Consider the following 26,928-nt stretch of genomic DNA (forward strand, 5'->3'; position numbering starts at 1 on the left):
GAGAGGCGATGACAGCCACGACGGACGGACCCGCTGGACCCGGCGTCTCCGAAACGAAGCCCACGGAGCGTGACTCTCCCCCTCCGCCTGCGCCGCCAGGACGGGAGAGTCTGACCGCTCTCGCGGAGCGGACCACGGCCCGCGCCGTCGACCACCTGCTGGCCCGCCAGGACGAGGCGGGCTGGTGGAAGGGCGACCTGGAAACCAACGTCACCATGGATGCCGAGGACTTGCTGCTGCGCGAGTTCCTCGGCATTCGTGATGAGAGGACCCTGCGGGCCGCGGCCCGCTTCATCCGGTCCCAGCAGCGCGAGGACCGTACCTGGGCCACCTTCCACGGCGGCCCTGGCGACCTGTCCGCCACCATCGAGGCGTACGTCGCGCTCCGGCTGGCGGGCGACGATCCCGCGGCGCCGCACATGGCCGAGGCGTCCGCGTGGGTGCGCGAGCACGGCGGTGTCGCGCGCAGCAGGGTCTTCACCCGTATCTGGCTGGCGATGTTCGGCTGGTGGCGCTGGGAGGACCTGCCGGAGATGCCGCCGGAGGTCATCTACCTCCCCAAGTGGTTCCCGCTCAACATCTACGACTTCGGCTGCTGGGCCCGGCAGACCATCGTGCCGCTCACGGTCGTCTCGGCCCTGCGTCCCGTGCACCCCGCGCCGTTCAGGATCGACGAACTGCACCGCGATCCCGCCCGGCCGATGCCGCCGGCCCGCAAGGTGCCCGTCGCCAGCTGGGACGGCGCCTTCCAGCGGCTCGACCGCGCCCTGCACGCCTATCGCAAGGTCGCCGTACGGCCGTTGCGCCGCGCCGCGCTCAAGGACGCGTCACGCTGGATCATCGAGCGCCAGGAGAACGACGGCTGCTGGGGCGGCATCCAACCCCCCGCCGTCTACTCGCTGATCGCGCTCAGGCTGCTCGGCTACGACCTCGAACACCCCGTGATGAAGGCGGGACTCGCCTCCCTCGACCGCTTCGCCGTCTGGCCCGACGAGGAGACGCGGATGGTGGAGGCGTGCCAGTCCCCCGTATGGGACACCTGCCTCGCCGCCATCGCGCTCGTGGACGCCGGGCTGCCTCACGACCACCCCGCGCTGGTCAAGGCCGCCGACTGGATGCTCGGCGAACAGATCGTACGGCCCGGCGACTGGTCCGTGCGCCGTCCGCAACTGCCGCCGGGGGGCTGGGCGTTCGAGTTCCACAACGACAACTACCCGGACATCGACGACACGGCAGAGGTCGCCCTCGCGCTGCGCCGTATCGACCACCCGGACCCCGAGCGCGTCGACAGAGCCATCGGCCGTGCCGTGCGCTGGAACCTGGGAATGCAGTCCAGCGAGGGCGCCTGGGGCGCCTTCGACATCGACAACACCAGCAAGTTCCCCAACCGGCTGCCGTTCTGCGACTTCGGCGAGGTCATCGACCCGCCCTCGGCCGACGTCACAGGGCACGTCCTGGAGATGCTGGCTGCCGAAGGGCAGCAGCACGACCCGCGGGCCCGCAAGTCCCTCGCCTGGCTCCTGGCCGAACAGGAGGCGAACGGCGCCTGGTTCGGCCGCTGGGGCGTCAACTACCTCTACGGGACAGGGTCCGTGCTCCCCGCGCTCATCGCCGCGGGGCTGCCCGCCTCGCACCCCGCCGTGCGCCGGGCGGTGACCTGGCTGGAGAGCGTTCAGAACGACGACGGCGGCTGGGGCGAGGACCTGCGCTCCTACATCGACGCCGAGTGGGTCGCCAACGGCACCTCCACGGCCTCGCAGACCGGCTGGGCGCTGATGGCGCTGCTCGCGGCGGGTGAGAAGGAGAGCAAGGCCGTCGAACGCGGCATCAGCTGGCTGGCCGAGACCCAGCGTGAGGACGGCTACTGGGACGAGCCGTTCTTCACGGGAACCGGCTTCCCCTGGGACTTCTCGATCAACTACCACCTGTACCGGATGGTCTTCCCCGTCACGGCGCTGGGCCGCTATCTCCACGGGGACGGCCTCGGTCGCCTCGGGCGGGCCGCCTGATGGAAGGCCCGAGCGCCCCAGGCCCGCTGCTGATCGCGTGCGCGCTCGGAATCGAGCACGCCGCGCTGCGCCGCGGCCTGGGGCGCCCGGGCACCGTCACCGGGACGGAGGACATCCGGCTGCTCCGCAGCGGCATGGGCCCCCAGGCGGCACGCCGGGCACTGACCGGCGCGCTCGACGGCGAGTCCGTGCCCGGCGGAACGGCCGTCCTGGCCACCGGCTTCTGCGCCGGGCTCGCGCCCGGTATGCGGCCGGGTGACCTCGTGGTCGCCGACGAGACCCGTGGCCCCGAAGGGCGTGTCCCCTGCACGGGTGCGGAACTGCTCGCCGCCGCACTCACCGGGCTCGCCCCGAGCCGTACCGTCCACACAGGCCCGCTCGCGGGCACCGATCACGTCGTGCGGGGCTCCGAGAGGGGTTCACTGCACGCGACGGGGGCACTCGCCGCCGACATGGAATCGGCCGCCACTCTCGCCACTGCCGCAGCGGGCACGGCACGGCGTCCGGTTGCGGCCGTACGGGTGGTGGTGGATGCTCCCGGACACGAACTGATTCGAATTGGGACACTGCGAGGTGGAATATCAGCATTCCGTGTTCTTCGCGGTGTCCTGCCCGCATTCCTCGAATGGCACCGATCCTTGCTGCTCCCCTGGAGGTGAGCGAGAAATGGCCATGCCACTCCGCCAGACCGTCCGTATTGGTTCCTATCTCTTTCAGCAGAAGCTCCGTAAGCGTGAGAAGTTTCCGCTCATCGTCGAGCTGGAACCGCTCTTCGCCTGCAATCTCAAGTGCGAGGGCTGCGGAAAGATCCAGCATCCGGCCGGTGTGCTCAAGCAGCGCATGCCCGTGGCCCAGGCAGTGGGCGCTGTGCTGGAGTCCGGCGCCCCGATGGTCTCCATCGCCGGTGGCGAGCCGCTGATGCACCCGCAGATCGGGGAGATCGTGCGGCAGTTGGTGGCGAAGAAGAAGTATGTGTTCCTGTGCACCAACGCGATGCTGATGCGTAAGAAGATGGATCAGTTCACGCCTTCTCCCTACTTTGCCTTCGCCGTGCACATCGACGGACTGCGCGAGCGGCACGACGAATCCGTGGCCAAGGAGGGCGTTTTCGACGAGGCGGTTGAGGCGATGAAGGAGGCCAAGCGGCGCGGCTTCCGGGTCACCACCAACTCGACCTTCTTCAACACCGACACCCCGCAGACGATCGTCGAGGTGCTCAACTACCTCAACGACGACCTGAAGGTGGACGAGATGATGATCTCGCCCGCCTATGCCTACGAGAAGGCGCCCGACCAGGAGCACTTCCTTGGCGTCGAGCAGACCAGGGAACTGTTCAAGAAGGCGTTCGCCGGGGGCAACAGGTCCCGCTGGAGGCTCAACCACAGCCCGCTCTTCCTCGATTTCCTGGAGGGCAAGGCCGACTTCCCGTGCACGGCCTGGGCCATTCCGAACTACTCACTCTTCGGCTGGCAACGCCCCTGCTACCTGATGAGCGACGGCTACGTACCCACGTACAAGGAACTGGTCGAGGAGACCGACTGGGACAAGTACGGCCGCGGCAAGGACCCGCGCTGCGCCAACTGCATGGCGCACTGCGGATACGAGCCCACCGCCGTCCTGGCCACCATGGGCTCCCTCAAGGAATCCCTGCGCGCTGCGCGCGAGACGGTCGGCGGCAACCGGTAGCCGGTGCGCACAGCCACGCGCACACCCAGCCATCACACCCATCCGGACCACCACCGGAGCATTCGGAGAGCAGGGGGGCCGACCATGTCCTTGCTGGAGTCCATCGACGGACCACGCGATCTGGACGCGCTGTCCGAGGACGACCTGGAGGAACTCGCCGAGGAGATCCGCCAGTTCCTGATTCACGCGGTGTCCCGCACCGGCGGCCATCTCGGCCCCAACCTGGGCGTGGTCGAACTGACCATCGCCCTGCACCGGGTCTTCGACTCGCCGGCCGACCGTGTCCTGTGGGACACGGGACACCAGTCGTATGTGCACAAGCTGCTGACGGGGCGGCAGGACTTCTCCAAGCTGCGTGCGAAGGGCGGCCTCTCCGGCTACCCCTCGCGTGAGGAGTCCGACCACGACGTCATCGAGAACTCGCACGCCTCCACGGTTCTGGGTTGGGCCGACGGCCTGGCCAAGGCCAACGAGGTGCGCGGGGGCGAGTACGCGGACCGGGCCGTCGTCGCCGTCATCGGTGACGGCGCGCTCACCGGTGGTATGGCCTGGGAGGCGCTGAACAACATCGCGGCGGCCAAGGACCGCCCGCTCGTCATCGTGGTCAACGACAACGAGCGCTCCTATTCGCCCACCATCGGTGGCCTGGCCAACCACCTGGCCACGCTGCGCACCACCAACGAGTACGAGCGGGTGCTGGCCTGGGGCAAGGGCGTGCTCCAGCACACGCCCGTGGTCGGCAAGCCGCTCTACGAGTCGCTGCACGGCGCCAAGAAGGGCTTCAAGGACGCCTTCGCGCCGCAGGGCATGTTCGAGGACCTGGGTCTGAAGTACGTGGGGCCCATCGACGGGCACGACATCGCCGCCGTGGAGTCGGCCCTGCGGCGGGCCAAACGCTTCGGCGGGCCCGTCCTCGTGCACTGCCTCACCGAGAAGGGGCGCGGCTACGAGCCGGCGCTCGCCGACGAGACCGACCACTTCCACACCGTCGTACGCATCGACCCGGGCACGGGTGAGCCCGTCGAGCGGCCGGGCGGGCAGTCGTGGACCTCGGTCTTCGGGGCCGAGATGGTGCGCGTCGGCGCCGAACGGCCGGACGTCGTGGCCGTCACGGCCGCGATGCTGCACCCTGTGGGGCTCGCCGGGTTCGCCGAGGCGTACCCGGACCGCGTCCATGACGTCGGCATCGCCGAACAGCATGCCGCCGTCTCCGCCGCCGGGATGGCCACCGGCGGGCTGCATCCCGTCGTGGCCCTCTACGCCACCTTCCTCAACCGCGCCTTCGACCAGCTCCTCATGGATGTCGCGCTGCACAGGTGCGGGGTCACGTTCGTGCTGGACAGGGCGGGGGTCACCGGGCCCGACGGGCCCTCGCACCACGGTATGTGGGACCTGTCCGTGCTGCAGGTCGTTCCCGGGCTGCGCATCGCGGCACCCCGCGACGCGGAGCGGCTGCGCGCGGAGCTGCGCGAGGCACTGGAGGTGGACGACGCGCCCACCGTGCTGCGGCTGCCCAAGGCCACCGTGGGTGAACCCGTCGAGGCGGTGCGCCGCGTCGGCGGGATGGACGTGCTCAGGGAGGGTCGGCCGGAGCAGAACGGCGCCTCTGGGGGCGACAGGCCCGGAGGGGACGCGCTGCTGGTCGCCGTCGGCACGATGGCGAGCGTATGCCTGGAGGCGGCGGCACTCCTGGCCGAACGCGGCATCACCGCGACCGTCGTCGACCCGCGCTGGGTCAAGCCCGTCGACCCCGAACTGCCGCCCCTGGCCGAGCGGCACGGCCTGGTCGCCGTCATCGAGGACAACGGCCGTACGGGCGGCGTCGGTTCGGCCGTCGCCGAGGCGCTGCGTGACGCGGGGTCCGACGTACCGCTGTGCTCCCTCGGGCTGCCCCAGCGCTTCCTGGCGCACGGCAAGCGCGACGAGATCCTCGCCGAGGCCGGGCTCACCCCGGTCGAGGTCGCCGCACGTGTCGGTGAGGAGCTGGCCCGGCGGGACGAACGCGAGCGAGCACAGCGCGCACGCTGGGAACGCGGGGCGCGCGCGAACGAAGGGAGCATGGCGTGACCACCGGATCCGCCGGTTTCGACCTGGCGAAACTGCTGGCCGACCGGGGCGGCGAACGCTACGAGCTGCACACGCGGCACCTCAACCACCAACTCCCGCGCATGCTGCGCACGCTCGGCTTCGACAAGGTCTACGAGCGGGCCGAGGGCGCCTACTTCTACGACGCCGAGGGCAACGACTATCTCGACATGCTCGCCGGGTTCGGCGTCATGGGCCTCGGCCGCCACCACCCCGTCGTACGGCAGGCGCTGCACGACGTTCTCGACGCGCAGCTCGCCGACCTCACCAGGTTCGACTGCCAGCCGCTGCCTGGCCTGCTGGCCGAGCGGCTCCTGTCGTACGCGCCGGGCCTCGACCGTGTCTTCTTCGGCAACAGCGGCACCGAGGCCGTCGAGACCGCGCTCAAGTTCGCGCGGTACGCCACGGGCAGACCGAGGGTCCTGTACTGCGACCACGCCTTCCACGGGCTGACCACGGGCTCGCTCTCCGTCAACGGGGAGGACGGGTTCCGCGACGGCTTCGCGCCGCTGCTGCCCGACACGGCCGTTCCGCTCGGCGATCTCGGCGCGCTGGAGCGGGAGTTGAAGCGGGGCGACGTCGCCGCGCTGGTCGTCGAACCCATCCAGGGCAAGGGCGTGCACGAGTCGCCGCCCGGCTATCTGCGCGCCGCCGGTGAGCTGCTGCACAAGCACGGGGCGCTGCTGATCGCCGACGAGGTGCAGACCGGGCTCGGGCGTACCGGCGACTTCTTCGCCTACCAGCACGAGGAAGGCGTGGACCCCGACCTCGTGTGCGTGGCCAAGTCGCTTTCTGGCGGCTATGTTCCGGTAGGTGCCACCCTCGGCAAGGACTGGATCTTCAAGAAGGTCTACTCCTCGATGGACCGCGTGCTCGTCCATTCAGCGAGCTTCGGCTCCAACGCGCAGGCCATGGCCGCCGGACTGGCGACCCTCGCCGTGATGGACGACGAGCGGATCACCGAGAACGCGCGCCACGTCGGCGACCTGCTGCGCAAGCGGCTCGGGGCACTTGTCGACAAGTACGAGCTGCTGCACGCGGTGCGCGGGCGCGGCCTCATGATCGGTATCGAGTTCGGCAAGCCGCGGTCACTGGGCCTGCGGAGCCGGTGGACGATGCTCCAGGCGGCACGCAAGGGCCTGTTCGCGCAGATGGTGGTGGTGCCGCTGCTGCAGCGGCACCGGATCCTGACGCAGGTGTCGGGCGACCATCTGGAGGTCATCAAGCTGATTCCTCCCCTGGTGGTGGGGGAGGCGGAGGTCGAGCGGTTCGTGACCGCGTTCGAGCAGGTCATGGATGACGCACACGCGGGCGGCGGCCTCATGTGGGAGTTCGGCCGCACCCTGGTCAAGCAGGCGGTCGCGCACCGCTGAACCGGCTCTCCCGACGCCGCTGCCGTCCGGGGGTCAGTCCTCCAGCATGCGCGACCGGAGGCGGGTGAGCGTCGCCGCGCTGAGCTTCAGACCCTCGGTGAGATAGGTGTCGATGCTGCCCCAGGTCTCCTCGATGGTGGCGAACGCGGCGCCGAGGTAGGTGGCGCGGGCGTCGAAGAGCGGCGCGAGCAGCTCCATGACCTCGGGGGACATCCCGGCGCTGGACTTCTCACTGCGGTGCACCTTGTACCGCCTGTGCGGCTGGTTCGACTGGAGGTAGTCGGCCTCGATCGCCTCCCGCTCGACACCGAGCGCCAGCAGCGTGATCGCTATCGACAGCCCGGCGCGGTCCTTGCCCGCCGCGCAGTGCATGAGTGCCGGGACGCTGTCCTCGGCGAGCGCGTGCAGGATGCGGCCGTGCTCCGCCGTACGGGCCTTGATCATGGTGCGGTACGAGGTCGTCATGCGCTCGGCTGCGAGGCCGTCGCCGAGGAGCGCGCGGAGCTGGTCCAGCTCGCCGTCGCGGACCATCTTCCAGAACTCGGCGCCGTCCGCCGGGTCCGTGAGCGGGATGTTGAGGTTGCGCACGCCGGGGAGTGCGACATCCGGGCCCTCCATGGCCTGGTCGGCCGCGTTGCGGAAGTCGAAGACCGTATGGAGGCCGAGACCGGCGAGGAACGCCGAGTCCTCCGTCGTCGCATGGGCGAGGTGGCCGCTGCGGAAGAGCACACCCTGCCGCACCTTCCGGCCGTCGACGGTGGGGAGCCCGCCCACGTCACGGAAGTTCCGGACCCCGGTCAGCAACGTTTCGGCGGACTGCTGGCTCACGTGCGCTCCTCGGTTCTGTGACGGCCGTCCTTTTGACCATACGACATGGGCCCCGAGGCGGATCAGGCCAGCGGTGCGTGACGCGTACGACACCCGCCGGGCACCGCGAAGGTGGCGGCGCCGGCCGGGCCGTGGAGGTGCAGCTGGGCGCTCGCGCCGCCGGGCAGGCCGTGCAGCGGGCGGCGGCTGGTGACCAGGACGCGGGTGCCAGGTCCCGGCAGCACGCAGCGCACCTGTGCTGCCGAGGCGGCGTCGTCCAGTACGAGCAGGAGGCGGCGTCCGGCGCAGGCCGTACGCAGCAGGGAGCGGCGTGCGCCGGCGCCCAGCGGAAGGTGCTCCTGGCCCAGGCCCAGCGCGCCCAGCAGCGTGCCGGTCACGGTGCTCGGGAGCGCGGCGCCCGGCCCCTGACCGCACAGATCGACGAAGAACGTGCCGTCGGGGAAGAGGGGCCGCGCCCGGCGTGCCCAGCGCAGCGCGAGCGCGGTCTTGCCCGTACCTGAGGCGCCGTGCAGGACCACGATGTCGCGCCGTGCCGTCCCCTGGCCGGTGGCGAACAGGGTGTCCAGGGCCTCGTCAAGGGTGCCGCCGCCGTCCGGCGGCCCACCCGGTCGCCCGCCCAACGGATCGGCTGGCGGCGGGAGTTGGCAACCGGGGGGTGCGGTACGCACCGGCGCCGGTGGCCCGGGGCGCAGGTCGAGGTCCAGGCGGCGGTGCGCGGCACGCAGCCGCTCCTCGTGCAGGGAGGGGACCACGGTGCGGTGCAGCGCACCGCTGTCGACCCCCGACAGCGGTGCGCCGCGCCACAGCTCCAGCGCGCGGTCCAACAGGCCACGCTCGGCGTCCTGTTCGCGCGCCCCGGCCGCCTGGGCGAGGAGCCAGCGGAAAGTGTCGGCGTCGACCTCGACGTCGCGGCCCGACAGCACATAGCCGTCTTCTGTCTCCTGGACGAGGCGGCGGCCCGTGCCCCGGGGGTCCAGCGCGGCGTTCAGCCGCGCGGCGTACGCGCTCAGACCGGCGTGCGCCGACGCCGGAGGTTCGCCGTCCCAGAGCGCCGTGACGATCTGCGCCGTGGGCACGGTCCTGCCGGGCCGCAGTGCCAGTACCGCGAGAAGGGCGCGGGCGCGCCCCTGGGGCACATACAGTTCTCCCTGGTCACCGGCCACTTCGAGCGGGCCGAGCAGGGTGATGCGCAAGCGGCTCACGCGGACGCTGCCCCTCCGCACACGGCGGTCGGCCTCAGCGGCGGTACCGGTCGGCCTCATCGCATTCGTTATCACCGTTGCTGACTCCTCCGCTGCCCGTGCGCCGACGGCGCGTGGAAGAACGCCGCCGGGTCGGAAGGCCGCGCCGGAGCGCCGCGTTCCGCGGCCCGTGTCCTGCGGGGTTCCGGCCTCTGCGACCACAGGGCTGACCTGGAAAACGCTACCGATGCCTGCCGATATGTGTGACGGTCGTTCGACCTACATTCCGAGGTGGGTTCCGGTGCCGGGGAGGCTGGTTGTGGAAGCGGCTGTGGCGGGGGTCGGCGCGGCGGCGGTGCCGCGAGGGCCGGCGGAGTCGGAGTTCGCGCGGTTCGCGCACGCATACGGACACCGTCTCCGTGCCGTGGTCTCGTGCGCTGCGGCGGTGCTCGCCGTACTCGCCATGCCCGTACGGGACATACCCCTCGCCGCTGTCCTCGCCGCCGCCGCGATCGGCTGGAACCTGCTCTACTACCGCGTGGGAACCCGGCGTCCCGGCTCCCGCGCGCTTCTCGTGGCCGACCTGGGCGTGCTCACGGCGCTATGCCTCAGCCAGGCGCTGACCGTGCCGGACACCCAGACGATGCACGGCAGCACCTGGATCCTGGTGACCGTCAGCATCGCCGCTGTCGCCTACCAGACCACGGAGACCGTACGCGCGGCGCTCGTCGCCTCGCTCGTTCTCGCGATGGCCGACCTGGCGGGCGCCGCGCTCGACCGCGCCGACGGATGGACGTACGCGCTGCCCAACGCGGGCTGGCTGCTCGTGGAGGCGCTTCTCGCGCGCGGGCTGTACCAGCTGATCCTCTTCCGCAGCCGCAGCGCCGACACGGTCGCGGCGACGATGGCGGCCGAGCGGCGCGAACACGCCGTCGACGAGGCGCTGCGGCGGGAGGAACGTGAGTATCTGGCCACCCTGCACGACACCGCCTGCGCCACGCTGCTGATGGCGTCCGTACGCGGTGAGGCGATACGGCCCGAGGTGCTGGCGGCGCAGGCGCGCGAGGACCTGCAGCGGCTCACGTCCGAACGCGTCACCACCGGAGGGGCCGACGTCGCCGGTGAGCTGGCGGCCGAACTCGCGGGCCACGCACTCCACGTGGACAGCTCGCTCGGCGAACCACCGGGCGAACCGCTCGGCAGGGCGTGGAGCCCCGCCGTCGCCGCACTCCGCGACAGCCTGGGCGAGGCGCTGCGCAACGTCGCCAGGCACGCGGGCGTCGACAGGGCCGGCGTGACCGCGTACCGCAGCGGCGACACGCTGGTGGTCACCGTCACGGACGAGGGCGGCGGCTTCCGTCCTGACAGCGTGCCGGAGCACAGGCGGGGGCTGGCGCGTTCGGTCGTCGGACGGATGGCGGCGGTCGGCGGCAGGGCCACCATCAGCTCACGGCCAGGGCAGGGCACGACCGTACGACTGGAGTGGCCCCATGGCTGAGCCGATGATGACGGAACGGATCACCACCGGGATGCGCGGCGGGCTGCGGGTCTCAGGGCTGGTGATCCTCGGCGCCGTCCACTTCGGGCTGGCGCTGCCCGCGCTGCTGGTCAACCTCTCCTCGTACGAGCGGCCATGGATCCAGCTCGCCGCCTTCAGCGCGCTCACCCTCATCCTGCTCGCCGACGCCTTCATGGAGGCAACCGGCAGGCAACGGCCCCCGTACTGGGCAGCGGCGGGCACGCTGGCGGCCCTGGTGACCTCGGTCGTCGCCACCAGCCAGCTACCGGCGGCGTACTTCCTGGGCACCCATCACTGGTCGTTCCTGGAGGTCGGCTGGTTCGGGGTGCTGCTGCTCTTCGGACGGGGCCCCGGAGCGGCGCTGGCTTTCATCGGCTGCCATCTGGCCCTCACCCTGGGCCAGTTGACACTGGCGGGGCTGCCCACCCGGGCCGACGCCGCCGGCATGGGGGTCAGCGCTGTGGCGGTCTGCGCCTTCCAGGTGGCAGCGGCCATCATGGCCGAGCTGCTGCGGAACGTCGCGGCTGCGGCGGGGGAGACCCTCAGGGAGCAGGAGCGGATGCGGACGGAGGCGGAGATCTCCGCGCGCATCCACGCGGACCAGCGCGAGCGCTACCGCGAACTCGACGACACCGCACTCCCGTTGCTCGCGGGGCTGGCCGACGGCTCGCTCAGCGCGGCGGACGAGGAGGTGCGCCGCCGGTGCGGCATGGAGGCAGCCAGGTTACGCAGGCTGTTCGCCGAACGGGACTTCGCGCCCGACCCGCTCGTACACGAGCTGCGCGCCTGCATCGGCGAGGCCGAGCGGTACGGCGTCGATGTCCAGCTCGCTGTCAGAGGCGCACCCACAGGGCTCGCCCAGCCGGTGCGGCGCGCGCTGACCGAGCCCGTACTCGCCGCACTGCTGGCGGCCGACCGCGGGGCGCGGGTGACCGTGGTGCGCGGTGGCGGTGCCGTACGGGTCGGGGTGGTCACCGACGCGCCGGACACCCGCATCCCCTGGCCCACGCTGCGCGGGCTGCGGGTGCGCACGGTGCGCGGGGAGGGGCGGCTGTGGACCGAGATCTCCTGCCCCGTCGAGGGGACCGGGGGCGGCGCCGCTGCCGGGCCGGGCGCCAACCGGAGTGCGTCGGTCTGAAGTCGGCGGAAACCAGGGGGAGTTGACGGACGCCGGAGGTCACAGGGCAGGGCTCGGGGAGTGCGGGCGCGGCTCAGAGGTCGTCGAGGGAGACAAGGCCGTCCTGGATCGCCCGGGCCACGAGGTTGGCCTTGGTCGTGGCGGGGCGGCCCGCGTTGGCGTACTTGATCCGTACCCGGTCCAGGTAGGTGTTGACGGTACGCACCGAGATCCCCAGGCTCTCGCCGACCATCGCTTTGGACTCCGACTGGAACCACTCCAGCAGCACATCGACCTCGCGGGGCGCGAGCGTGGGCCGGTCGTGGTCGGCGTCGCTGCCGAAGGCGCCGGCGAGCGCGGGCGGCGTGTACGGGACGCAGTCGGCGGCTGCGAGGGTCGCTGCGACGAGGTGGTGCTCGCCCTCGCCCTTCGTCAGATAGGTGAAGGCGCCCAGGTCCAGGCAGGTCAGCGCGGCCTCCTGGCTGTCCTGCATGGTGTAGACGATCACCTGCCGTTCCTGCGCGACCAGTCCGCGCAGTACGCCGTAAGCGAGCGTGCCGTGCGCGAGCTGGAGGTCCAGGACGACAACGTCCGCCTCGCGCCCCGGCGCTGTCAGTGCCGCCGCCGCGTCCTGTCCCTCGGCCACGACGGTGATGGGGCGTTCGGAGGCGGCGTACCAGGACCTGATGCCCGCGAGCACCACGGGATGGTCGTCGATCAGTGCCACGCTGACCGGTTCGTTCCCCGCCACACCGCACCCTCCTCCGTCGCACGCGCAGCGGTTACCCGCCGTCGTGTTGGCTGGTCCCTCGCGCACCGTGGCCGGTTCCGTCCCTGGTCAGCGGCGCGTGAGCGGGCCCGGACCGCCGAGGTTACGTCATGGCGCGGCCGTACGCTGGCCCTGTGAACGAGGAACTGTTCCCGCGACCCCCGGCCGAGGTCGCACCCGCTGCCGTGCACCTTCCCGGCTGGCTGGAGCCGGGCGCGCAGGGCGAGTTGCTGGCGGCGTGCCGGGAGTGGGCGAAGCCGCCGGCCGGGCTGCGGACCGTACGCATGCCGGGCGGCGGCGAGATGTCCGTACGGCAGCTCAGCCTGGGCAGGCACTGGTACCCGTACGGCTACGCGCCGACCGTCGTGGACGGGGGAGGAGAGCCGGTGAAGCCGTTCCCCGCGTGGCTGGGGGAGTGGGCGCTGCGCGCGGTCGACGCCGCGGCGGCCGTCGCCGGGGAGCAGCACGGACTGAGGGCGTACGGGGAGGGACCGTGCGCCGCGTCGTACGACATCGCACTCGTCAACTTCTATGACGCCTCGGCGCGCATGGGGATGCACAGGGACAGCGACGAGCGCTCCGGTGCGCCGGTGGTCTCGTTCAGCCTCGGGGACTCCTGTGTCTTCCGGTTCGGCAACCCGGAGGGGCGTGGCAGACCGTGGCACGACGTGTCGCTGCGCAGCGGGGATGCCTTTGTTTTCGGGGGACCCAGCAGGTTGGCGTACCACGGGGTCCCGCGTACGGAGCCGGGCTCGGGGCCGGCGGCGCTGGGGCTGCGCGGCAGGGTCAACGTCACGGTGCGCGCCTACTGAAGTAGCCGTGACTGCCCGGGAGTTGACCCCTTCGCCGGGTCAATCGAACGCCTGGAATCTTCACCCGTTGGGAGCTGGCGAGGGGTGGCGAATACCCCTTCTGCGTCCGGCGGGGGGAGGGGCGAGGGCTAGCGTGGCCACGGCTTCGGCACCCGGCCCCGCTTCAGCTCCTCTCTCACTTCCCGCTCCGGCGCTCTTCATCCCCCGCTCGTTCCTCCCGCTCGTTCGGCCACTCCCCTGGAGCCCTCCCCTCCAGCTCCTCGGCTGCGGCTCCCCCCGCTCCGCATCCCTCCCTCCAGCTCGTCTCCGAACTCCTCAGTCCTTCTTCGACCTTCCTCCGAGGAACCCAATGCCTGAACCCCCGCGCCACGTGGTGCAGACAGGAAGAGGAACCTCCGGTCCCGCCCCTACGGTCGCCGCCCAGCCCGGACCACACGGACCACACGGACCACACGGACCGCCCGTACCGCCCGGATCACCAGGTGCGAACGGCGCACGGCGGCGGCACGGCAGGACCCCCTTGCGCGAGAGTGCGGGCGACGCCGCCGTGCGCCACCGCCTGGTGCGGCTGGCCGTGCTGCCCGCCGGGCTGATCGCGGTGGCCGGCGCCGCGGTGGTCGCCTACGTGATGCGCGTACGGGGCGGCATCGACGCCACGGGAGCGCCCGGCGCCGGAGCAGTCGGCGCCCCCGTCTGGGGAGTGCTGGCGGGGAGCCTTCTGCTGGTCAGCGCCGTGATCGTCACCGCGGCCATGCTCGCCTCCTCCGAGGCGCGGGGCACGGCGGAACGCTGCGCCGCGCTGCGCCGATCCACGGCGCTCGGGCAGGCCGAACTCCAGGCCATACTGCGCGGATTGGAGCGCGGTGAGCGCCCGCAGCCACGCAGCCGCGCGCCCGAGAGTGAACCCGTCGGGGACGCCCTGGACCTGCTGACCCACGAGTGCGCGCTCGCACAGCGGGGAGCGGAGGTGGCCGTCGCGGAGGCCGCGGCCCTGGTGCGCAGCACGTACAGCGGCAGCGAGGAGAAGGTCGAGGTCTTCGTGAACCTCGCGCGCAGGCTCCAGTCCCTCGTGCACCGCGAGATCGAGCTGCTCGACGAGCTGGAGAACGATGTCGAGGATCCCGACCTGCTCAAGGGCCTCTTCCACGTCGACCACCTCGCCACCCGTATCCGCAGGCACGCCGAGAACCTCGCCGTGCTCGGGGGCGCCGTCTCGCGCCGTCAGTGGACCCGCCCGGTCACCATGACCGAGGTGCTGCGCTCCTCCATCGCCGAGGTCGAGCAGTACCCGCGGGTCAAGCTCGTGCCTCCGATCGAGGGCACGCTGCGCGGACACGCGGTCGCCGACGTGATCCACCTGCTCGCCGAACTCATCGAGAACGCCACGGTGTACTCGGCGCCCCAGACCCAGGTCCTGCTGCGCGCCCAGCACGTCACGGCGGGGCTCGCCGTCGAGGTCGAGGACCGGGGTCTGGGCATGACGGCGGCCGAGCAGAACCACATGAACGCGGTGCTCTCCGAGCCCGAACAGATCGATGTGCCCGAGCTGTTGCGTGACGGCAGGATCGGCCTCTTCGTGGTCTCCGCTCTCGCGCGCCGGCACGGCGTCGTCGTCCAGCTCCAGAACAACATCTACGGCGGTATCCAGGCCGTACTCGTCCTGCCCAGGGGCCTGCTCGGTGAGGACTCCGAGACGGCACACGGGGCGGGCAGCGGTACGGCCCCCGGGGCAGCCCCCGCGGGGACGGCCGGGTGGACGGCCGCGGGCACGGCGGCGGGCACGGCCGGGGTGTCGGCCGCCGAGGACGCGGGACGTCCCGCACCCCCCGGAGTTCCGGCCGCCGCGCCGCAGGTACGGGCCGAGCCGGCAGGCCCCGCGCTCCCCGAGGAGACCGGCGCCCCCGGGCACGCACCGGCGTCCGTGCCCGACCCCCGGCCCCGCTCGCACGCGCGCGTCCGCAAGATGGCGAACGGTCCCACGTCGGCGCCCCACAGGCCCGGCACCCCGCCGCCCTTCACCTCCGGGCCCGCGTCCGTGCCGCAGGCCCCGCCGCCGCCCGTCACCACACAGCCAGTGGCTCCGCAGCCCGCCTCCGCGCAGTCCGTTCCCTCTCAACCGGGGCCGCAGCAGCCGGGGTTCCCCCCGGAATCCGGGGCCGGGCAGACGGTGCCGCAGTGGGGCGAGCTGCCGGGGGAGGCGTTGCACGGGGAGGCATTGCACGGGGAGGAGCCGCCGGAACAGGGCGGTAACGAGGCAGCGGCCTCCCCGGCAGACGGTGACCGCCCGCGGTTGCCCAAGCGCCGCCGCCAGGAGCACCTGGTGCCCGAACTGCGTGATCCGCCCGCCTTCCTGGACGGCGGCGCCCGTGCCCAGGCGGTCGCCGAGGAAGGGCACGACCCGGGACTGATGGCCGCCTTCAGACGGGGCACCAGCCTCGCCGACGAGGCCGGCAGGACCGACCTCTCCGACCTCACCGACCTCGCCGAGGGACAGGACCCCGCCACCGGCGGTGAGGTCCCCGGCGGTCCGTCCCCGGCCCCCGACGGGGACACCTCCCGCCCCGCCCGTTAGCGTGGCCCGCCCTCAAGGAGAAGAACGCGATCATGGTGAGCCAAGCCCCAGTGGGGCAGAACACCGACCTCTCCTGGCTGTTGACCGGTCTGGTGCAGCGCGTACCACACGCGAACAGCGCGCTGCTGCTGTCCGCCGACGGGCTGGTGAAGGCCGTGCACGGCCTGGAGCCCGATACGGCCGACCACATGGCGGCGCTCGCCTCGGGGCTCTACTCCCTGGCACGCAGCGCGGGAGTGCGCCTCGGCGAGGGTGGCGAGGTGCGGCAGGTGGTGGTCGAGTTGGATGTCTCGCTGCTCTTCGTCTCCACGGCGGGCCAGGGCGCCTGTCTGGCCGTGCTGGCCGGGCGCGAGGCGGACGCCGCCGTGCTCGGCTACGAGATGGCGATGCTGGTCAAGAGCGTCAGGCCGTATCTGGCTACCCCCGCACGACAGCCCACGGGACACTGAGGCAGCCGGGTGCGCAGGCAACGCGCCGATGCCGGCCCGGGCTCCCACGGCGGCCCCCGCGCACAGGGGCCGGGTGGGGACGCCGGGCCGGCAGAGGGCGCCCCGCTGGTCGACGACGACGCGGGGCGGCTGATCCGCCCGTACACCGTCTGCAACGGGCGTACCAGGCCCTCGGGCCACTTCGATCTGATGACCCTGGTGATGGCCACGGGCTCCCGGCCGCAGAGCTACCTCGGCCCCGACCACACCCAGGTGCTCGGACTGTGCGGGGGACCGGTCTCGGTGGCCGAACTCGCCGCGCAGATACGGCTTCCGGCCGCCGTGACCAAGGTCCTGCTGTCGGACCTCGCGGACTGCGGCGCGATCTCAGCGCGGGCCCCGGTACACGTGCCGCTGGGCCCGGAACCGACCGACCGAGAACTGCTGGAGGCGGTGCTGGATGGGCTCCGTAAACGACTCTGAGACGAAGGCCGCGACCGCCGACCCGTTCCCCACCGCGCTGAAGGTCCTGGTCGCGGGCGGTTTCGGGGTGGGCAAGACCACCTTCGTCGGCGCCGTGAGCGAGATAGAACCGCTGAGCACCGAGGAACTGCTCACCCAGGTCAGCGTGGGTACCGACGACCTGTCAGGCGTGGAGAACAAGGCGACGACGACCGTGGCCATGGACTTCGGCCGTATCTCCCTCGGCAGCGCGCACGTCCTGTATCTCTTCGGCACACCTGGCCAGGAGCGCTTCTGGTTCCTGTGGGACGAGCTGTGCGCAGGCGCGCTGGGCGCCGTGGTGCTGGCCGACACCCGCCGCCTCCAGCACTGCTTCGCCGCCGTGGACTTCTTCGAGCGCCGGGGCATCGCCTTCATCGTCGCGGTCAACGAGTTCGACGGTTCCTTCTACTACGACCCCGAAGAGGTACGGGCAGCGATAGACCTCAAGCCCGAGGTGCCCGTCGTGCTGTGCGACGCACGGCTCGCCAGCTCGGGAACGCAGGTACTCGTCTCACTGGTGCAGCACCTGATCGATTCATGGAGTCCACATGCCCCCGACGTTCTACGACCCCACGAGCCACCTCCTCCTCACCCCTGACGACGAGGAGGCGCCGCGCCGTGTCGTCAGACTGCGGGAGCTGGGCGTCGGCGACGCGCCCGTTCCCGAGTTCGACGCGTTCGCGCGGAAGCTGGCGGACGTCACCGGAGCGCCGTACGCGATGGTCAACTTCATCGACGAGCACCGGCAGTATTTCGCCGGGCTCTACACCCCCGCCGACGGCCAGGCGGTCGAGCTGGAGCCCGCCTCCGGCACGGCGCCCGCGCGGCCGGGGCGGGTGATGGCGAGGGACCACGGCTACTGCCCGCATGTGGTGGTGCGGCGCAAGGCGCTGGTGCTGGAGGACGTCTGCGACTACCCGCGCTTCGCGGGCAACCCGGTCGTGGACGAGATCGGCATCCGCTCCTACCTGGGCGCACCGCTGATCGACCGCACGGACATGACGCTCGGCACCGTCTGCGTCGTCGCCCAGGAACCCAGGCCCTGGGGCAGACAGGGCCTGGAGACCATCAAGTCGATGGCCGCCGAGCTGGTGGAGCTGATCCACCAGCGCGAGGCCGGAGGTTCCTGAGCACCCGGCGCCCGCTCGCCCGGCAGCGTCCACCGTGCCGGGCGTTCACCGTACGGGCGCGAACGGGGCGCCCGGCCAGGGACATTCGCCGTACGGGTGTGAAGAGGGTGCCCGGCAACGGGCGTTCACCGTGCGGGCGCGGATTCCGGCTCGGTGCGCAGGGTGTCGGCGAGCTTGTGCGACCAGGATCCCTTCGCCGTGCCGAGCGCCACCTCGCCCAGCCGCAGCAGCTGGACGTCGGAGGTGCCGGCGGGCGCGAAGATGTGGTGCGCGTCGCGCAGATAGCGCTCCACGGGGCGGTCGGTGAACAGGCCGCACGCGGCGTGGATCTCCATCGCGTTACGGGCCGAGTCGAGCGCGTACTCCACATTGACCAGCTTCGCGTTCATCAGCTCCGCGTCGCACGGCACGCCGTTGTCCAGCAGATGTACGGCGTGGTACGCGGCGAGCCTGGCCGTCATCAGCCGGGACTGCATCTGGCCGAGCTTCAGCTTGACGTTGCCCAGTTCGGCGAGCGGTGCCCCGTAGCGCTTACGTTCCGTGCAGAAGGCCGTCGTCGCGTCGAGGATGGCCTGGTGGATGCCGAGCGAGACCGCCGTGAGGTTGGCCCGGCCGTAGAGGACGCTGGAGGAGTAGGCGACCGAGAGCCCGTCGCCCTCGTCGCCCAGCCGGTTGGTGGCGGGGACCCGGCAGTTGTCGAAGACCAGCTCGCCGAAGCTGAAGCCGTGCAGGCCCATGGCGGGGCGCTGCTCGGCCACCGTGCAGCCGGGGCGGTCCGCCTCGACCAGGAAGGCGGACAGGCCGTGCGAACCGGGCCCCGTGCGGGCGACGACGCCATGGAGGTCGCCGACGTGGCTGTTGCCGACGTAGATCTTGCTGCCGTTGAGGACGTAGCCGTCGCCCTCGCGTACGGCGCTGCTGGTCATGCCGAGGACATGGCCGCCGGAGCCCGGTTCTGTCACGGCTATGGTCGGCAGGCAGGCGCCCGAGGCAATTGCGGGCAGCCAGTCCTTCCGCTGGGCCTCGTCGCCAAAGTGAATGATTTTGGCGACGCCGAGCTGGGACGCCTGCACCATCGCGCCCATGGCGCCGCTCTCGCGGGCGAGTTCCTCGATGATCACGGTCTTGGCCAGGTGTCCGGCTCCCATTCCGCCGTACGCGCGCGGGACGGTCGCCCCGATCCAGCCACGCCGGGCGATCTGCCGGGAGACCTCGTGGCAGACCGTGCGGGACGCCTCCATCTCGGGTATCCGGGGCCGCACCTCCCGGTGGGCGAATGCCCTTACCTCGGTGCGCAGTTGGGTGTGCCGTTGGTCCGTGAAGTATCGATCCATGACGAGCCCTCCTCCCCGGGTACCTCCGCCTGGCCGCCTGCCGGGCGGGGGTTGCGGACTGCAATCTCGGCTGAGCCGGTGGTGCGCGGGTGATGGAGCGGTGCGTGATCTTGCATGGCTTGGTACCCGGAGAGCATTACCCGGTGGCATAGCCGGGTTACCCCTGGAACCGGGAACGGCGTTCACCGGCCGGCCCGACGGCACTGCGGCCAGTGGTGCGGGTGGGGTGAAAGAAGCTGTGCGAAAGCGTTGATGTGACTTGGTCCCTGTGGTGTCTTGTGGGGTATGGAAGCGAAGCCATGGGCACGACGGAGTTTTCTGACGGCAAGTGGCGGCGTTCTCGCAGGCTGGGCCGCCCTCAGAGATCAGAAGGCGGCATTCGCCGCCGCAGGCAGACCGGCGAACGCCGGAAGCGGAAGGGAGTGGGACGCGGATCCGACCACCTTTGCGGTCAACCGTGAACCGGCGCGCGCGGCACTTGTTCCGTACCGGGACACCGCCTCCGCGCTCCGAGGGAAACGCGCCACATCTCCGTACTACCGCTCGCTGAACGGGAGTTGGCGCTTCCGGTGGTCCGAGACCCCCGACAAGCGGCCCGAGGGCTTTCACAGGACCGGCTACGACGACAGCGGCTGGGACCGTATCCCGGTCCCCTCCAATTGGGAGATGCACGGCTACCGCGAGCCCATCTACCTGAACGTCCCCTACCCCTGGACGGGGTACGAGCGGCCGGAGCCGCCGCACGTCCCCAAGTCCTTCAACCCCGTCGGCTCCTACAGACGCTCCTTCACCGTGCCGCGCGGCTGGCAGGGGCGGCGCGTGCTGCTCTCCTTCCAGGGCGTGAAATCGGCCTTCTTCGTGTGGGTGAACGGCGAACAGGTCGGCTACAGCGAGGACTCGTACACGCCCGCGGAGTTCGACATCGCCGCGCACCTGAAGGAGGGGGACAACACCCTCGCGGTCGAGGTTTACCGCTGGTCCGACGGCAGTTGGCTGGAGGACCAGGACATGATCGACCTGTCCGGGATCTTCCGCGACGTGTACCTCTACTCCGTACCCCGCGTCCACCTCGACGACGCCGAGGTGCGCACCGGCTTCGGGGACGGGCTGCGCACGGCCGAACTCACCGTCCACACACGGCTGCGCGACACCACGGGCGGAGCGACGGGCACGTACACGGTGACCGGAGTCCTCTACGACTCCAAGGGGCGCGAGGTCGAAGCGGGAGAACTCAGCGGCACCGCCGAGCCACCGGCATCGGGCACCACGGCGCTGAAGCTGACCGGCACGGTGCACCGGCCCGACCTGTGGTCGGCCGAGAGCCCCAGCCTCTACACGCTCGTGCTGACGGTGACGGGGCCCGACGGCAAGCGCACCGAGACCCAGCGCGTGCGCTTCGGTTTCCGGCAGCTGACCTACGGGCCCGGAAAGCTGGAGATCAACGGCAAGCCGATCGTCTTCGCCGGCACCAACAGGCATGAGTCCGACCCCGTCTACGGGCAGGCCGTGCCCGAGAAGACCATGCTGCGCGACATCCTGCTGATGAAGCGGCACAACATCAACGCGGTCCGTACCTCGCACTACCCCAACGCGCCCCGGTGGCTGGAGCTGTGCGACGAGTACGGGCTGTACGTCGTCGACGAGGCCAACCTGGAGAGCCACGAGGTCCGTGACTCGCTGCCCGGCTCGCTCGCCGAGTGGAAGGACGCCTGTGTGGACCGGGCGCGGAGCATGGTCGAGCGCGACAAGAACCACGCCTGCGTCGTCATGTGGTCCCTGGGCAACGAGGCGGGAGGCGGCGACAACTTCCGGCACATGGCCGACTGGGTCCATGAACGGGACGCGTCACGGCCCGTGCACTACGAGGGCATGAACTCCGTCGCCGACGTGGAGAGCCGGATGTACGCGCCGCCGGCCGACGTCGAGGCGTACGGCAAGTCGGGCAACCCCAAGCCGTTCCTGCTGTGCGAGTACGCGCACTCCATGGGCAACAGCACCGGCAACTTCCGCGAGTACTGGGACATCTTCGAGTCCTACCCCAACCTGCACGGCGGCTTCATCTGGGACTGGGTCGACCAGGCCATCAAGAAGCCGGTGCCCGGCGACCCCTCGCGCAGCTACCTCTCCTACGGCGGCGACTGGGTGCCCGGGTACCCGACCGACGGCAACTTCTGCTGCAACGGCGTCATCCGCGCCGACCGTGAGCCCGATCCGGAGCTGCACGAGGTCAAGCGCGTCTACCAGCGCGTCTCCTTCGCCGGTGCCGACGGCGGCGGTGACGGGCCGGCCCAGGGCAGGGTGAAGATCACCAACAGGCAGCTGTTCACCGGGCTCGACCCCTACGAGCTGCGCTGGGAGGTCACCCGCGACGGCGAGAGGGAACAGCACGGAACGCTGCGCCCGCCCGCCACGCAGCCGGGCGGGACCAGCACCGTACGCATCCCCCTCAAGCGCCCCGCACGCCCGCGCCCCGGGGCCGAGTACTGGCTCAACCTCTCCCTCGTCCTGCGCCGCGACACCCCCTGGGCCGAGACAGGGCACGAGGTCGCGGGGGAGCAGCTCCAGCTCACCGACTGGCAGCGGCCCGCACCCGCCGAGCCCGATCCGGGGACACTGCCGCCCGTCGAGCTGGAGGAGAGCGACCGCGCGGTCACCGTCACCGGCAGGGACTTCACCCTCACCCTCGACAAGAGCAGCGGCACACTGACCGACTTCCGGCACAAAGGCGTGAAGCTGCTCACCGAGGGCCCCGTGCCCAACTTCTGGCGCGGGCCCACCGACAACGACATCGGCCGGAAGTTCCACGAGACGGCCAGGACCTGGAAGGAGGCGGGGGCCAAGCGGAAGACGGACACGGTGAAGACCACGCGCGAGGGCCGCTCCGTGATCACCATCGAGGTCCGCAGCACCCTGCCGACGGCGCCCGCCACCTCCGCCTGGACCACGCTGTTCACCGTGCGCGGCGACGGTGAGGTCAGGGTCGAGCACACCCTGGAGCCGGGCAAGGGCCTGCCCGACCTGCCGATGGTGGGCGCGCTGCTCACGCTCCCCGAGGGGCGCGAGACCTTCTCCTGGTACGGGCGCGGCCCGCACGAGAACTACTGGGACCGCAGAACGGCAGCCGGGGTCGGGCGCTACCGCAGCACCGTGGAGGAACAGTTCGTCCCGTACGTACGGCCCCAGCAGTGCGGCAACGTCACCGGTGTGCGCTGGGCCACGCTCACCGGCAAGGACGGGGCCGGGCTGCGGGTGCGCACTGACGGCGACGACCATCTGGAGCTGAGCGCCCTGAAGTTCACGCCCGCCGACCTCGACGGGCCGAAGCACCCCTACGAGCTGAAGCCGCGGAAGGAGACGGTGCTGGGCGTCAACCACCGGCAGATGGGCGTCGGCGGAAACGACTCGTGGGGTGCTGCTCCGCTGGAGGAGTACCTCCTTCACGCGAACCGCACCTACCGCTACGGTTACCGCCTGCGCGGGGAATGATCTCCTCGCGGGCACCGTGAGAGAACCGCTGGGCGAGGGCTAAGGGGCTGGACGTGGCAGGACGGCGCGACGATTTCACAACGGTCGCCGACGGTACGCAGGTGGCGACGTACACCTGGCTGCCCCAGCGCGGTGCGCGCGCCCTCGTCCAGATCGCGCACGGAGCCGCCGAACACGCCCAGCGCTACGACAGGTTCGCGCACTTCCTCACGGGCCACGGCTACGCCGTCGTCGCCTCGGACCACCGGGGGCACGGCGCGACGGCCCAGCACACCGGCGGGTACGGCGCCGTCGGAGCCGAGGGCTGGCGTGCCACGGTCGCCGATCTCAAGGAGATCGGCGACCGTGTGCGGGCCGAACTCCCAGGCGGCACGCCCTTCTTCCTCCTCGGGCACAGCATGGGCTCGCAGCTCGCGCGGGACTACGCGCAGGAGCACGGGGCCGGCCTGAGCGGGCTGGTGCTCTCCGGGACGTTCCGCTCGCTGCCCGGCAGCGAGCCGGACGGTGACATCCGCAGGCTGGAGGAGGAGATCAGCGCGGGCGGGCGCGATGCCGTATCGGACTTCGTGCCCGAACTGTTCGGCTCCTTCAACGACCCCTTCCCGCACCGCACCGGCTTCGAGTGGCTCTCGCGCGACGAGGCCGAGGTCGACCTGTACGTGGCCGACGAGCGGTGCGGCTTCCCCTTCAGCGCGGGGCTCTCCCTCGACTGGGTGCTCGGCTCCCGCAAGATCAACGATCCGGCGCAGCTGGCCCGCGTTCCCCGCGACCTGCCCGTGCATGTCGCCGTCGGCGAGCAGGACCCGTGCAACCAGGGCATGACGCTCGTCCACGAACTGCTGGAGGACTTCCGCTACCTGGGCCTGCGCGACCTGACCTGGCGCGGCTACGCGGACGCGCGGCACGAGATCCTCAACGAGACCAACAGGGACGAGGTGCAGGCCGACCTGCTGGCATGGCTGGAGTCCCGGCTGCCGTAGGGACTCGCCGCAGGAAGGCCCGGCGCCCCGCCTCCCGGTCCACGGGCGGCGGCGGCCCTCAGCCGTTGGGTGCCCAGTCCCGTGCGAACTCGGCGGCCGAGGCCGGGCGCGCGTAGTACCAGCCCTGCGCCGTGTCGCAGCCCAGGTCCCGCAACTGGTCGGCCTGGTGCTCGGTTTCGACGCCCTCCACGGTCACCGCGAGGCCGAGCGCGTGGGCCAGCGAGACGATGCCCTCGACGAAGGTGACGTCCACCGGGTCGGCCGGGTGGCGCTGGAGCCCCTGGGTGAAGGACCGGTCGAGCTTGAGGGTGGTGGCGGGGAGCTTGCGCAGGTTGGCGAGGTTCGAGTAGCCGGTGCCGAAGTCGTCGAGCGCTATGTCGACACCCAGTTCGGCGAGCTGCCACAGGGGCTTCAGCTCGTCCTCGTCGGCGCCGATGAGTGCGCTCTCGGTGACCTCAAGGCACAGCGAGGAGGGCTCGACACCGACGGCCTCCAGTACAGCGATGGTGTCGGGCACCAGATCGGGGTGGTGCAGCTGCCGGGGCGAGAGATTGACGTTCACGCGCAGCGGCCCGCCCGAGGCCCAGGTGCAGGTCTGGCGTACGGCCTGTTCCAGTACCCAGCGGCCCAGCGGGACGATGAGCCCCGTGTGTTCGGCGAGCGGGATGAACCGGTCGGGGCCGAGCCGCCCGTGCACGGGGTGCTTCCACCGCACCAGTGCCTCGGCGCCGTCGACCTTGCCGTCGCTCATGCGGATCAGCGGCTGGTACTCCAGGAAGAACTCGTCGCGCTCCAGCGCGGCCGGCAGGTGGTTGGTGAGGCTGTGACGGTCTATGGCACGCGCGTCCGAGTCGGGGTCGGCCACCTCGTAACGGTTGCCGCCCGCGTCCTTGGCCCGGTACATCGTGATGTCGGCGCTGCGCATGACCTCGGCGGGGCCCAGATCGCCCGAAGGCCCCTCGACGATGCCGATGCTCGCGCGTACGGACAGCTCGCGGCCGTCCACCGAGATGGGGGTCGCCAGCGCGGCGAGCGCGGCCCGCGCCATGCTCGCGACCTCCTCCCTGCCCTCGGGGTCGGAGACCAGCACGGCGAACTCGTCCCCGCCGATACGGGCCACCAGGTGCGTGGGTGTGGCGGTGCAGGACTGGAGGCGCTCGGCGACGGCGACCAGCAACTGGTCGCCGACGGCGTGGCCCAGGCTGTCGTTGACCGCCTTGAAGCCGTCTATGTCCAGATAGCACAGCCCGAACCTGCTCACCCCGCTGCCCGGTGTGAGGATCCGGTCCAGGCGCTCGGAGAAGAGGGTGCGGTTGGGCAGTCCGGTCAGCTCGTCGTGGGTGGCCTCGTAGCGCAGCCGCAGGTGCAGGAGGCGGCGCTCGGTGATGTCCTCCATGAGCGCGAGCTGGTAGCGCGGTTCGCCCTCCGCGTCCCTGAGCAGGGAGAGGGTCAGGTTGGTCCACAGGACGGTGCCGTCGGGGCGCTGGTAGGGCTTCTCGACGCGGAAGTGGTCGCGCTCTCCGCGCGCCAGCTCCCTGTGCAGGCGCCACACCTCGGGGGCGTCGTCGGGGTGCACCCAGTCGTTGATGTTGCGCCGGCGCATCTCCTCCTCCGAGTGCCCGAACATCCGCGCGAGGGCGCCGTTCGCGTCGCGCAGCCTGCCGCTCATGTCGGCGATGCCGATACCGATCGTGGCGTCCTTGAAGACGGCACGGAAGCGGGTCTCTGAGGCGTGCAGCGCCTCTTCGACGGTGGTCTGCGCGGCGAGTGCGGCGCGGGAGAGCGCCTCCTGCTCGGCGAGTGTGCGCTCGCGCAGCGCGCGCGAGAACCCGGCCGCGATGGCGTGCTGGAGCCTGGCGCAGCGCGAGTGCGCGTCATCGACGGACAGCAGCCCGGGGGTGCTTCCGTAGAGCACGAGGTAGGACTCGACGACGCCCAGGACGTGGGGCAGCGCGTCGGGGCTCGTGCAGTGCGCGGCGACGAGGGCCTCGCCCACGTCGCGTCCGGGCGCGGGACTGAACGGGTGTGCGTGCAGTGCCTCGGCGAGCCGGCGGGCGAGCGGGTGGAGGAAGTCCTCCAGCTCGGCCCGTGTCATCGAGGTCTGTGTCGCGGGGAAGACGGCTCTGCTCCAGATCCGCGCGAAGCGGCGGAGCCCGTCGTTGCTGCTGTCGCCGGCGCTGTCGGGGGAATCCTCGCGCCCTTCGCGCTCGTCGCCGGGGATCACCCCGCTAGTCCTGCCTTGCGGCCCACTCCGGCGAAGCCGCCGAAGACGACCGCGTCCTCCAGCTCCGGGGAGCTGTCGGGGCGCCAGCGTGGCACGGAGACGAGGCCGGGTTCGACCATCGTGAAGCCGTCGAAGAAGTGCCCGACGCTCTCCTTCGAGCGGATCACCAGTGGCGCGCTCGCGCCGCTGTAGACCTTCTGGAGGCCGATGCCGCCGTCACGCCTCGGCCCGCCCTCGGGTGAGCCGTGCGAGAGGACCAGCAGGCTGCCGGGCGCGAGGGGACGGGCCAACTCGGCGACGGCCTTGTGGGGTTCGTCCTTGTCCTCGATGAAGTGCAGCAGGGCCACCAGCATGAGCGCGACGGGCCTGTCCAGGTCGAGCAGCGCTTCGACCTCGGGGCTCTCCAGGATGTCCTGCGGCGAGCGGAAGTCGGCCGAGACGATGTCGACGCGCTTGTCGCCGGCCAGTACCGCGCGGCTGTGCGCGACGGCCACCGGGTCGTTGTCGACGTAGACGACGCGGGCTTCCGGGTCCAGGGCCTGGGCCACCTCGTGCACATTGCCGAAGGTGGGGATGCCGGAGCCGATGTCGAGGAACTGGGTGACGCCTTCGGAGACCGCGAACCGGATGGCGCGGCGCAGGAAGGCACGGTTCGTCTGCATGATCTTCGGAAGTCCCGGCCACGCGTCGATCGCCCGCCGCGCCGCGTCCCGGTCGACCTCGAAGTTGTGCGAACCGCCGAGGTAGTAGTCGTACATCCGCGACACGCTCGGCACGTTGAGGTCGATGCCCTGTGGGGCCCAGGCGGGACGTTCCATCGAGGGGTCTCCAGCTCGCTGAATTCACCGGGGAGTTCCGGTCGGGTGCATGAGGCTACTGACCCGGAGACGG

21 protein-coding genes are annotated in these 26,928 nt (G+C 71.3%); 15 read left to right on the forward strand and 6 right to left on the reverse strand.

What is annotated here, in order from left to right; all coding sequences use genetic code 11:
* Nucleotides 1–8: 8 nt before the first annotated feature.
* The 5 genes from shc (at nucleotide 9) to NMN56_RS03840 (ending at nucleotide 7,153) form a co-directional block, all read left to right on the forward strand.
* Complete coding sequence (gene shc / locus NMN56_RS03820) at nucleotides 9–2,009, forward strand: squalene--hopene cyclase (RefSeq protein WP_274045244.1); 2,001 nt, start codon at nucleotides 9–11, stop codon at nucleotides 2,007–2,009.
* The gene (locus NMN56_RS03825) at nucleotides 2,009–2,668 is read left to right on the forward strand and encodes a phosphorylase family protein (RefSeq protein WP_274045243.1); all 660 of its coding nucleotides are present in this window, start codon (nucleotides 2,009–2,011) and stop codon (nucleotides 2,666–2,668) included. The genes shc and NMN56_RS03825 overlap by 1 nt, the downstream gene beginning before the upstream one ends.
* A gap of 7 nt (nucleotides 2,669–2,675) precedes the next feature.
* Entirely contained in the window at nucleotides 2,676–3,695 is a 1,020-nt protein-coding gene (hpnH, locus tag NMN56_RS03830) for an adenosyl-hopene transferase HpnH (RefSeq protein WP_274045242.1), read from the forward strand.
* 84 nt (nucleotides 3,696–3,779) lie between these two features.
* Nucleotides 3,780–5,762: a 1-deoxy-D-xylulose-5-phosphate synthase gene (gene dxs / locus NMN56_RS03835; protein WP_274045241.1), complete on the forward strand. Its 1,983-nt coding sequence runs from the start codon at nucleotides 3,780–3,782 to the stop codon at nucleotides 5,760–5,762.
* Nucleotides 5,759–7,153 (forward strand): aspartate aminotransferase family protein, encoded by a 1,395-nt coding sequence (locus tag NMN56_RS03840; protein ID WP_274045239.1) that lies wholly within the window; start codon nucleotides 5,759–5,761, stop codon nucleotides 7,151–7,153. Before dxs ends, NMN56_RS03840 begins: the two co-directional genes overlap by 4 nt.
* Nucleotides 7,154–7,186: 33 nt before the next feature.
* Here NMN56_RS03840 and NMN56_RS03845 read toward each other — a convergent pair whose 3' ends face one another.
* Together NMN56_RS03845 and NMN56_RS03850 are read right to left on the reverse strand one after the other, a co-directional pair.
* On the reverse strand, nucleotides 7,187–7,981 hold the full coding sequence (locus tag NMN56_RS03845) for a tyrosine-protein phosphatase (RefSeq protein ID WP_274045238.1): 795 nt from the start codon (nucleotides 7,979–7,981) through the stop codon (nucleotides 7,187–7,189).
* 62 nt (nucleotides 7,982–8,043) lie between these two features.
* A complete protein-coding gene (locus tag NMN56_RS03850) occupies nucleotides 8,044–9,183 on the reverse strand; it encodes an AfsR/SARP family transcriptional regulator (protein WP_274045237.1) in 1,140 nt (379 codons plus the stop codon).
* 298 nt (nucleotides 9,184–9,481) lie between these two features.
* On the opposite strand from NMN56_RS03850, the gene NMN56_RS03855 reads away from it, so the two are divergent.
* Both NMN56_RS03855 and NMN56_RS03860 read left to right on the forward strand, forming a co-directional pair.
* On the forward strand, nucleotides 9,482–10,660 hold the full coding sequence (locus tag NMN56_RS03855; protein ID WP_274045236.1) for a sensor histidine kinase: 1,179 nt from the start codon (nucleotides 9,482–9,484) through the stop codon (nucleotides 10,658–10,660).
* Nucleotides 10,653–11,819 carry a hypothetical protein gene (locus tag NMN56_RS03860; RefSeq protein WP_274045235.1) on the forward strand — a complete coding sequence of 389 codons (1,167 nt, stop codon included), beginning with the start codon at nucleotides 10,653–10,655 and terminating at the stop codon, nucleotides 11,817–11,819. The genes NMN56_RS03855 and NMN56_RS03860 overlap by 8 nt, the downstream gene beginning before the upstream one ends.
* Nucleotides 11,820–11,892: 73 nt before the next feature.
* On the opposite strand, the gene NMN56_RS03865 is transcribed toward NMN56_RS03860, so the two are convergent.
* Nucleotides 11,893–12,549: a response regulator gene (locus NMN56_RS03865; RefSeq protein WP_274045234.1), complete on the reverse strand. Its 657-nt coding sequence runs from the start codon at nucleotides 12,547–12,549 to the stop codon at nucleotides 11,893–11,895.
* A 152-nt stretch (nucleotides 12,550–12,701) separates the two neighbouring features.
* Between NMN56_RS03865 and NMN56_RS03870 the strand changes: the two genes are divergently transcribed.
* The 6 genes from NMN56_RS03870 to NMN56_RS03895 all read left to right on the forward strand — a co-directional run bounded on the left by NMN56_RS03870 (nucleotide 12,702) and on the right by NMN56_RS03895 (nucleotide 18,013).
* Nucleotides 12,702–13,379: an alpha-ketoglutarate-dependent dioxygenase AlkB family protein gene (locus NMN56_RS03870; protein WP_274045233.1), complete on the forward strand. Its 678-nt coding sequence runs from the start codon at nucleotides 12,702–12,704 to the stop codon at nucleotides 13,377–13,379.
* Between the two features lie 520 nt (nucleotides 13,380–13,899).
* The gene (locus NMN56_RS03875) at nucleotides 13,900–15,951 is read left to right on the forward strand and encodes an ATP-binding protein (protein WP_274045232.1); all 2,052 of its coding nucleotides are present in this window, start codon (nucleotides 13,900–13,902) and stop codon (nucleotides 15,949–15,951) included.
* A 32-nt stretch (nucleotides 15,952–15,983) separates the two neighbouring features.
* Entirely contained in the window at nucleotides 15,984–16,400 is a 417-nt protein-coding gene (locus NMN56_RS03880) for a roadblock/LC7 domain-containing protein (protein ID WP_274045231.1), read from the forward strand.
* Between the two features lie 105 nt (nucleotides 16,401–16,505).
* Nucleotides 16,506–16,862, forward strand: coding sequence for a DUF742 domain-containing protein (locus NMN56_RS03885; RefSeq protein ID WP_274045282.1), 357 nt, complete (start codon nucleotides 16,506–16,508; stop codon nucleotides 16,860–16,862).
* Nucleotides 16,840–17,481, forward strand: a complete 642-nt coding sequence (locus NMN56_RS03890) for a GTP-binding protein (RefSeq protein ID WP_274045230.1) — start codon at nucleotides 16,840–16,842, stop codon at nucleotides 17,479–17,481. Before NMN56_RS03885 ends, NMN56_RS03890 begins: the two co-directional genes overlap by 23 nt.
* Nucleotides 17,432–18,013 (forward strand): GAF domain-containing protein, encoded by a 582-nt coding sequence (locus NMN56_RS03895; protein ID WP_274045229.1) that lies wholly within the window; start codon nucleotides 17,432–17,434, stop codon nucleotides 18,011–18,013. The genes NMN56_RS03890 and NMN56_RS03895 overlap by 50 nt, the downstream gene beginning before the upstream one ends.
* Nucleotides 18,014–18,138: 125 nt before the next feature.
* Here NMN56_RS03895 and NMN56_RS03900 read toward each other — a convergent pair whose 3' ends face one another.
* Nucleotides 18,139–19,347 (reverse strand): acyl-CoA dehydrogenase family protein, encoded by a 1,209-nt coding sequence (locus tag NMN56_RS03900; RefSeq protein ID WP_274045228.1) that lies wholly within the window; start codon nucleotides 19,345–19,347, stop codon nucleotides 18,139–18,141.
* 285 nt (nucleotides 19,348–19,632) lie between these two features.
* On the opposite strand from NMN56_RS03900, the gene lacZ reads away from it, so the two are divergent.
* Both lacZ and NMN56_RS03910 read left to right on the forward strand, forming a co-directional pair.
* A complete protein-coding gene (lacZ, locus tag NMN56_RS03905; protein ID WP_274045227.1) occupies nucleotides 19,633–22,833 on the forward strand; it encodes a beta-galactosidase, LacZ type in 3,201 nt (1,066 codons plus the stop codon).
* 53 nt (nucleotides 22,834–22,886) lie between these two features.
* A complete protein-coding gene (locus tag NMN56_RS03910) occupies nucleotides 22,887–23,813 on the forward strand; it encodes an alpha/beta fold hydrolase (RefSeq protein ID WP_274045226.1) in 927 nt (308 codons plus the stop codon).
* 58 nt (nucleotides 23,814–23,871) lie between these two features.
* Here the strand turns inward: NMN56_RS03910 and NMN56_RS03915 are convergent, their stop codons facing one another.
* On the reverse strand, nucleotides 23,872–26,037 hold the full coding sequence (locus NMN56_RS03915) for a putative bifunctional diguanylate cyclase/phosphodiesterase (RefSeq protein ID WP_430542458.1): 2,166 nt from the start codon (nucleotides 26,035–26,037) through the stop codon (nucleotides 23,872–23,874).
* Nucleotides 26,034–26,855 (reverse strand): SAM-dependent methyltransferase, encoded by an 822-nt coding sequence (locus NMN56_RS03920; protein WP_274045225.1) that lies wholly within the window; start codon nucleotides 26,853–26,855, stop codon nucleotides 26,034–26,036. The genes NMN56_RS03915 and NMN56_RS03920 overlap by 4 nt, the downstream gene beginning before the upstream one ends.
* Between the last annotated feature and the right edge of the window lie 73 nt (nucleotides 26,856–26,928).

The organism is Streptomyces iconiensis (assembly GCF_028657195.3).
GTDB lineage: Bacteria > Actinomycetota > Actinomycetes > Streptomycetales > Streptomycetaceae > Streptomyces > Streptomyces iconiensis.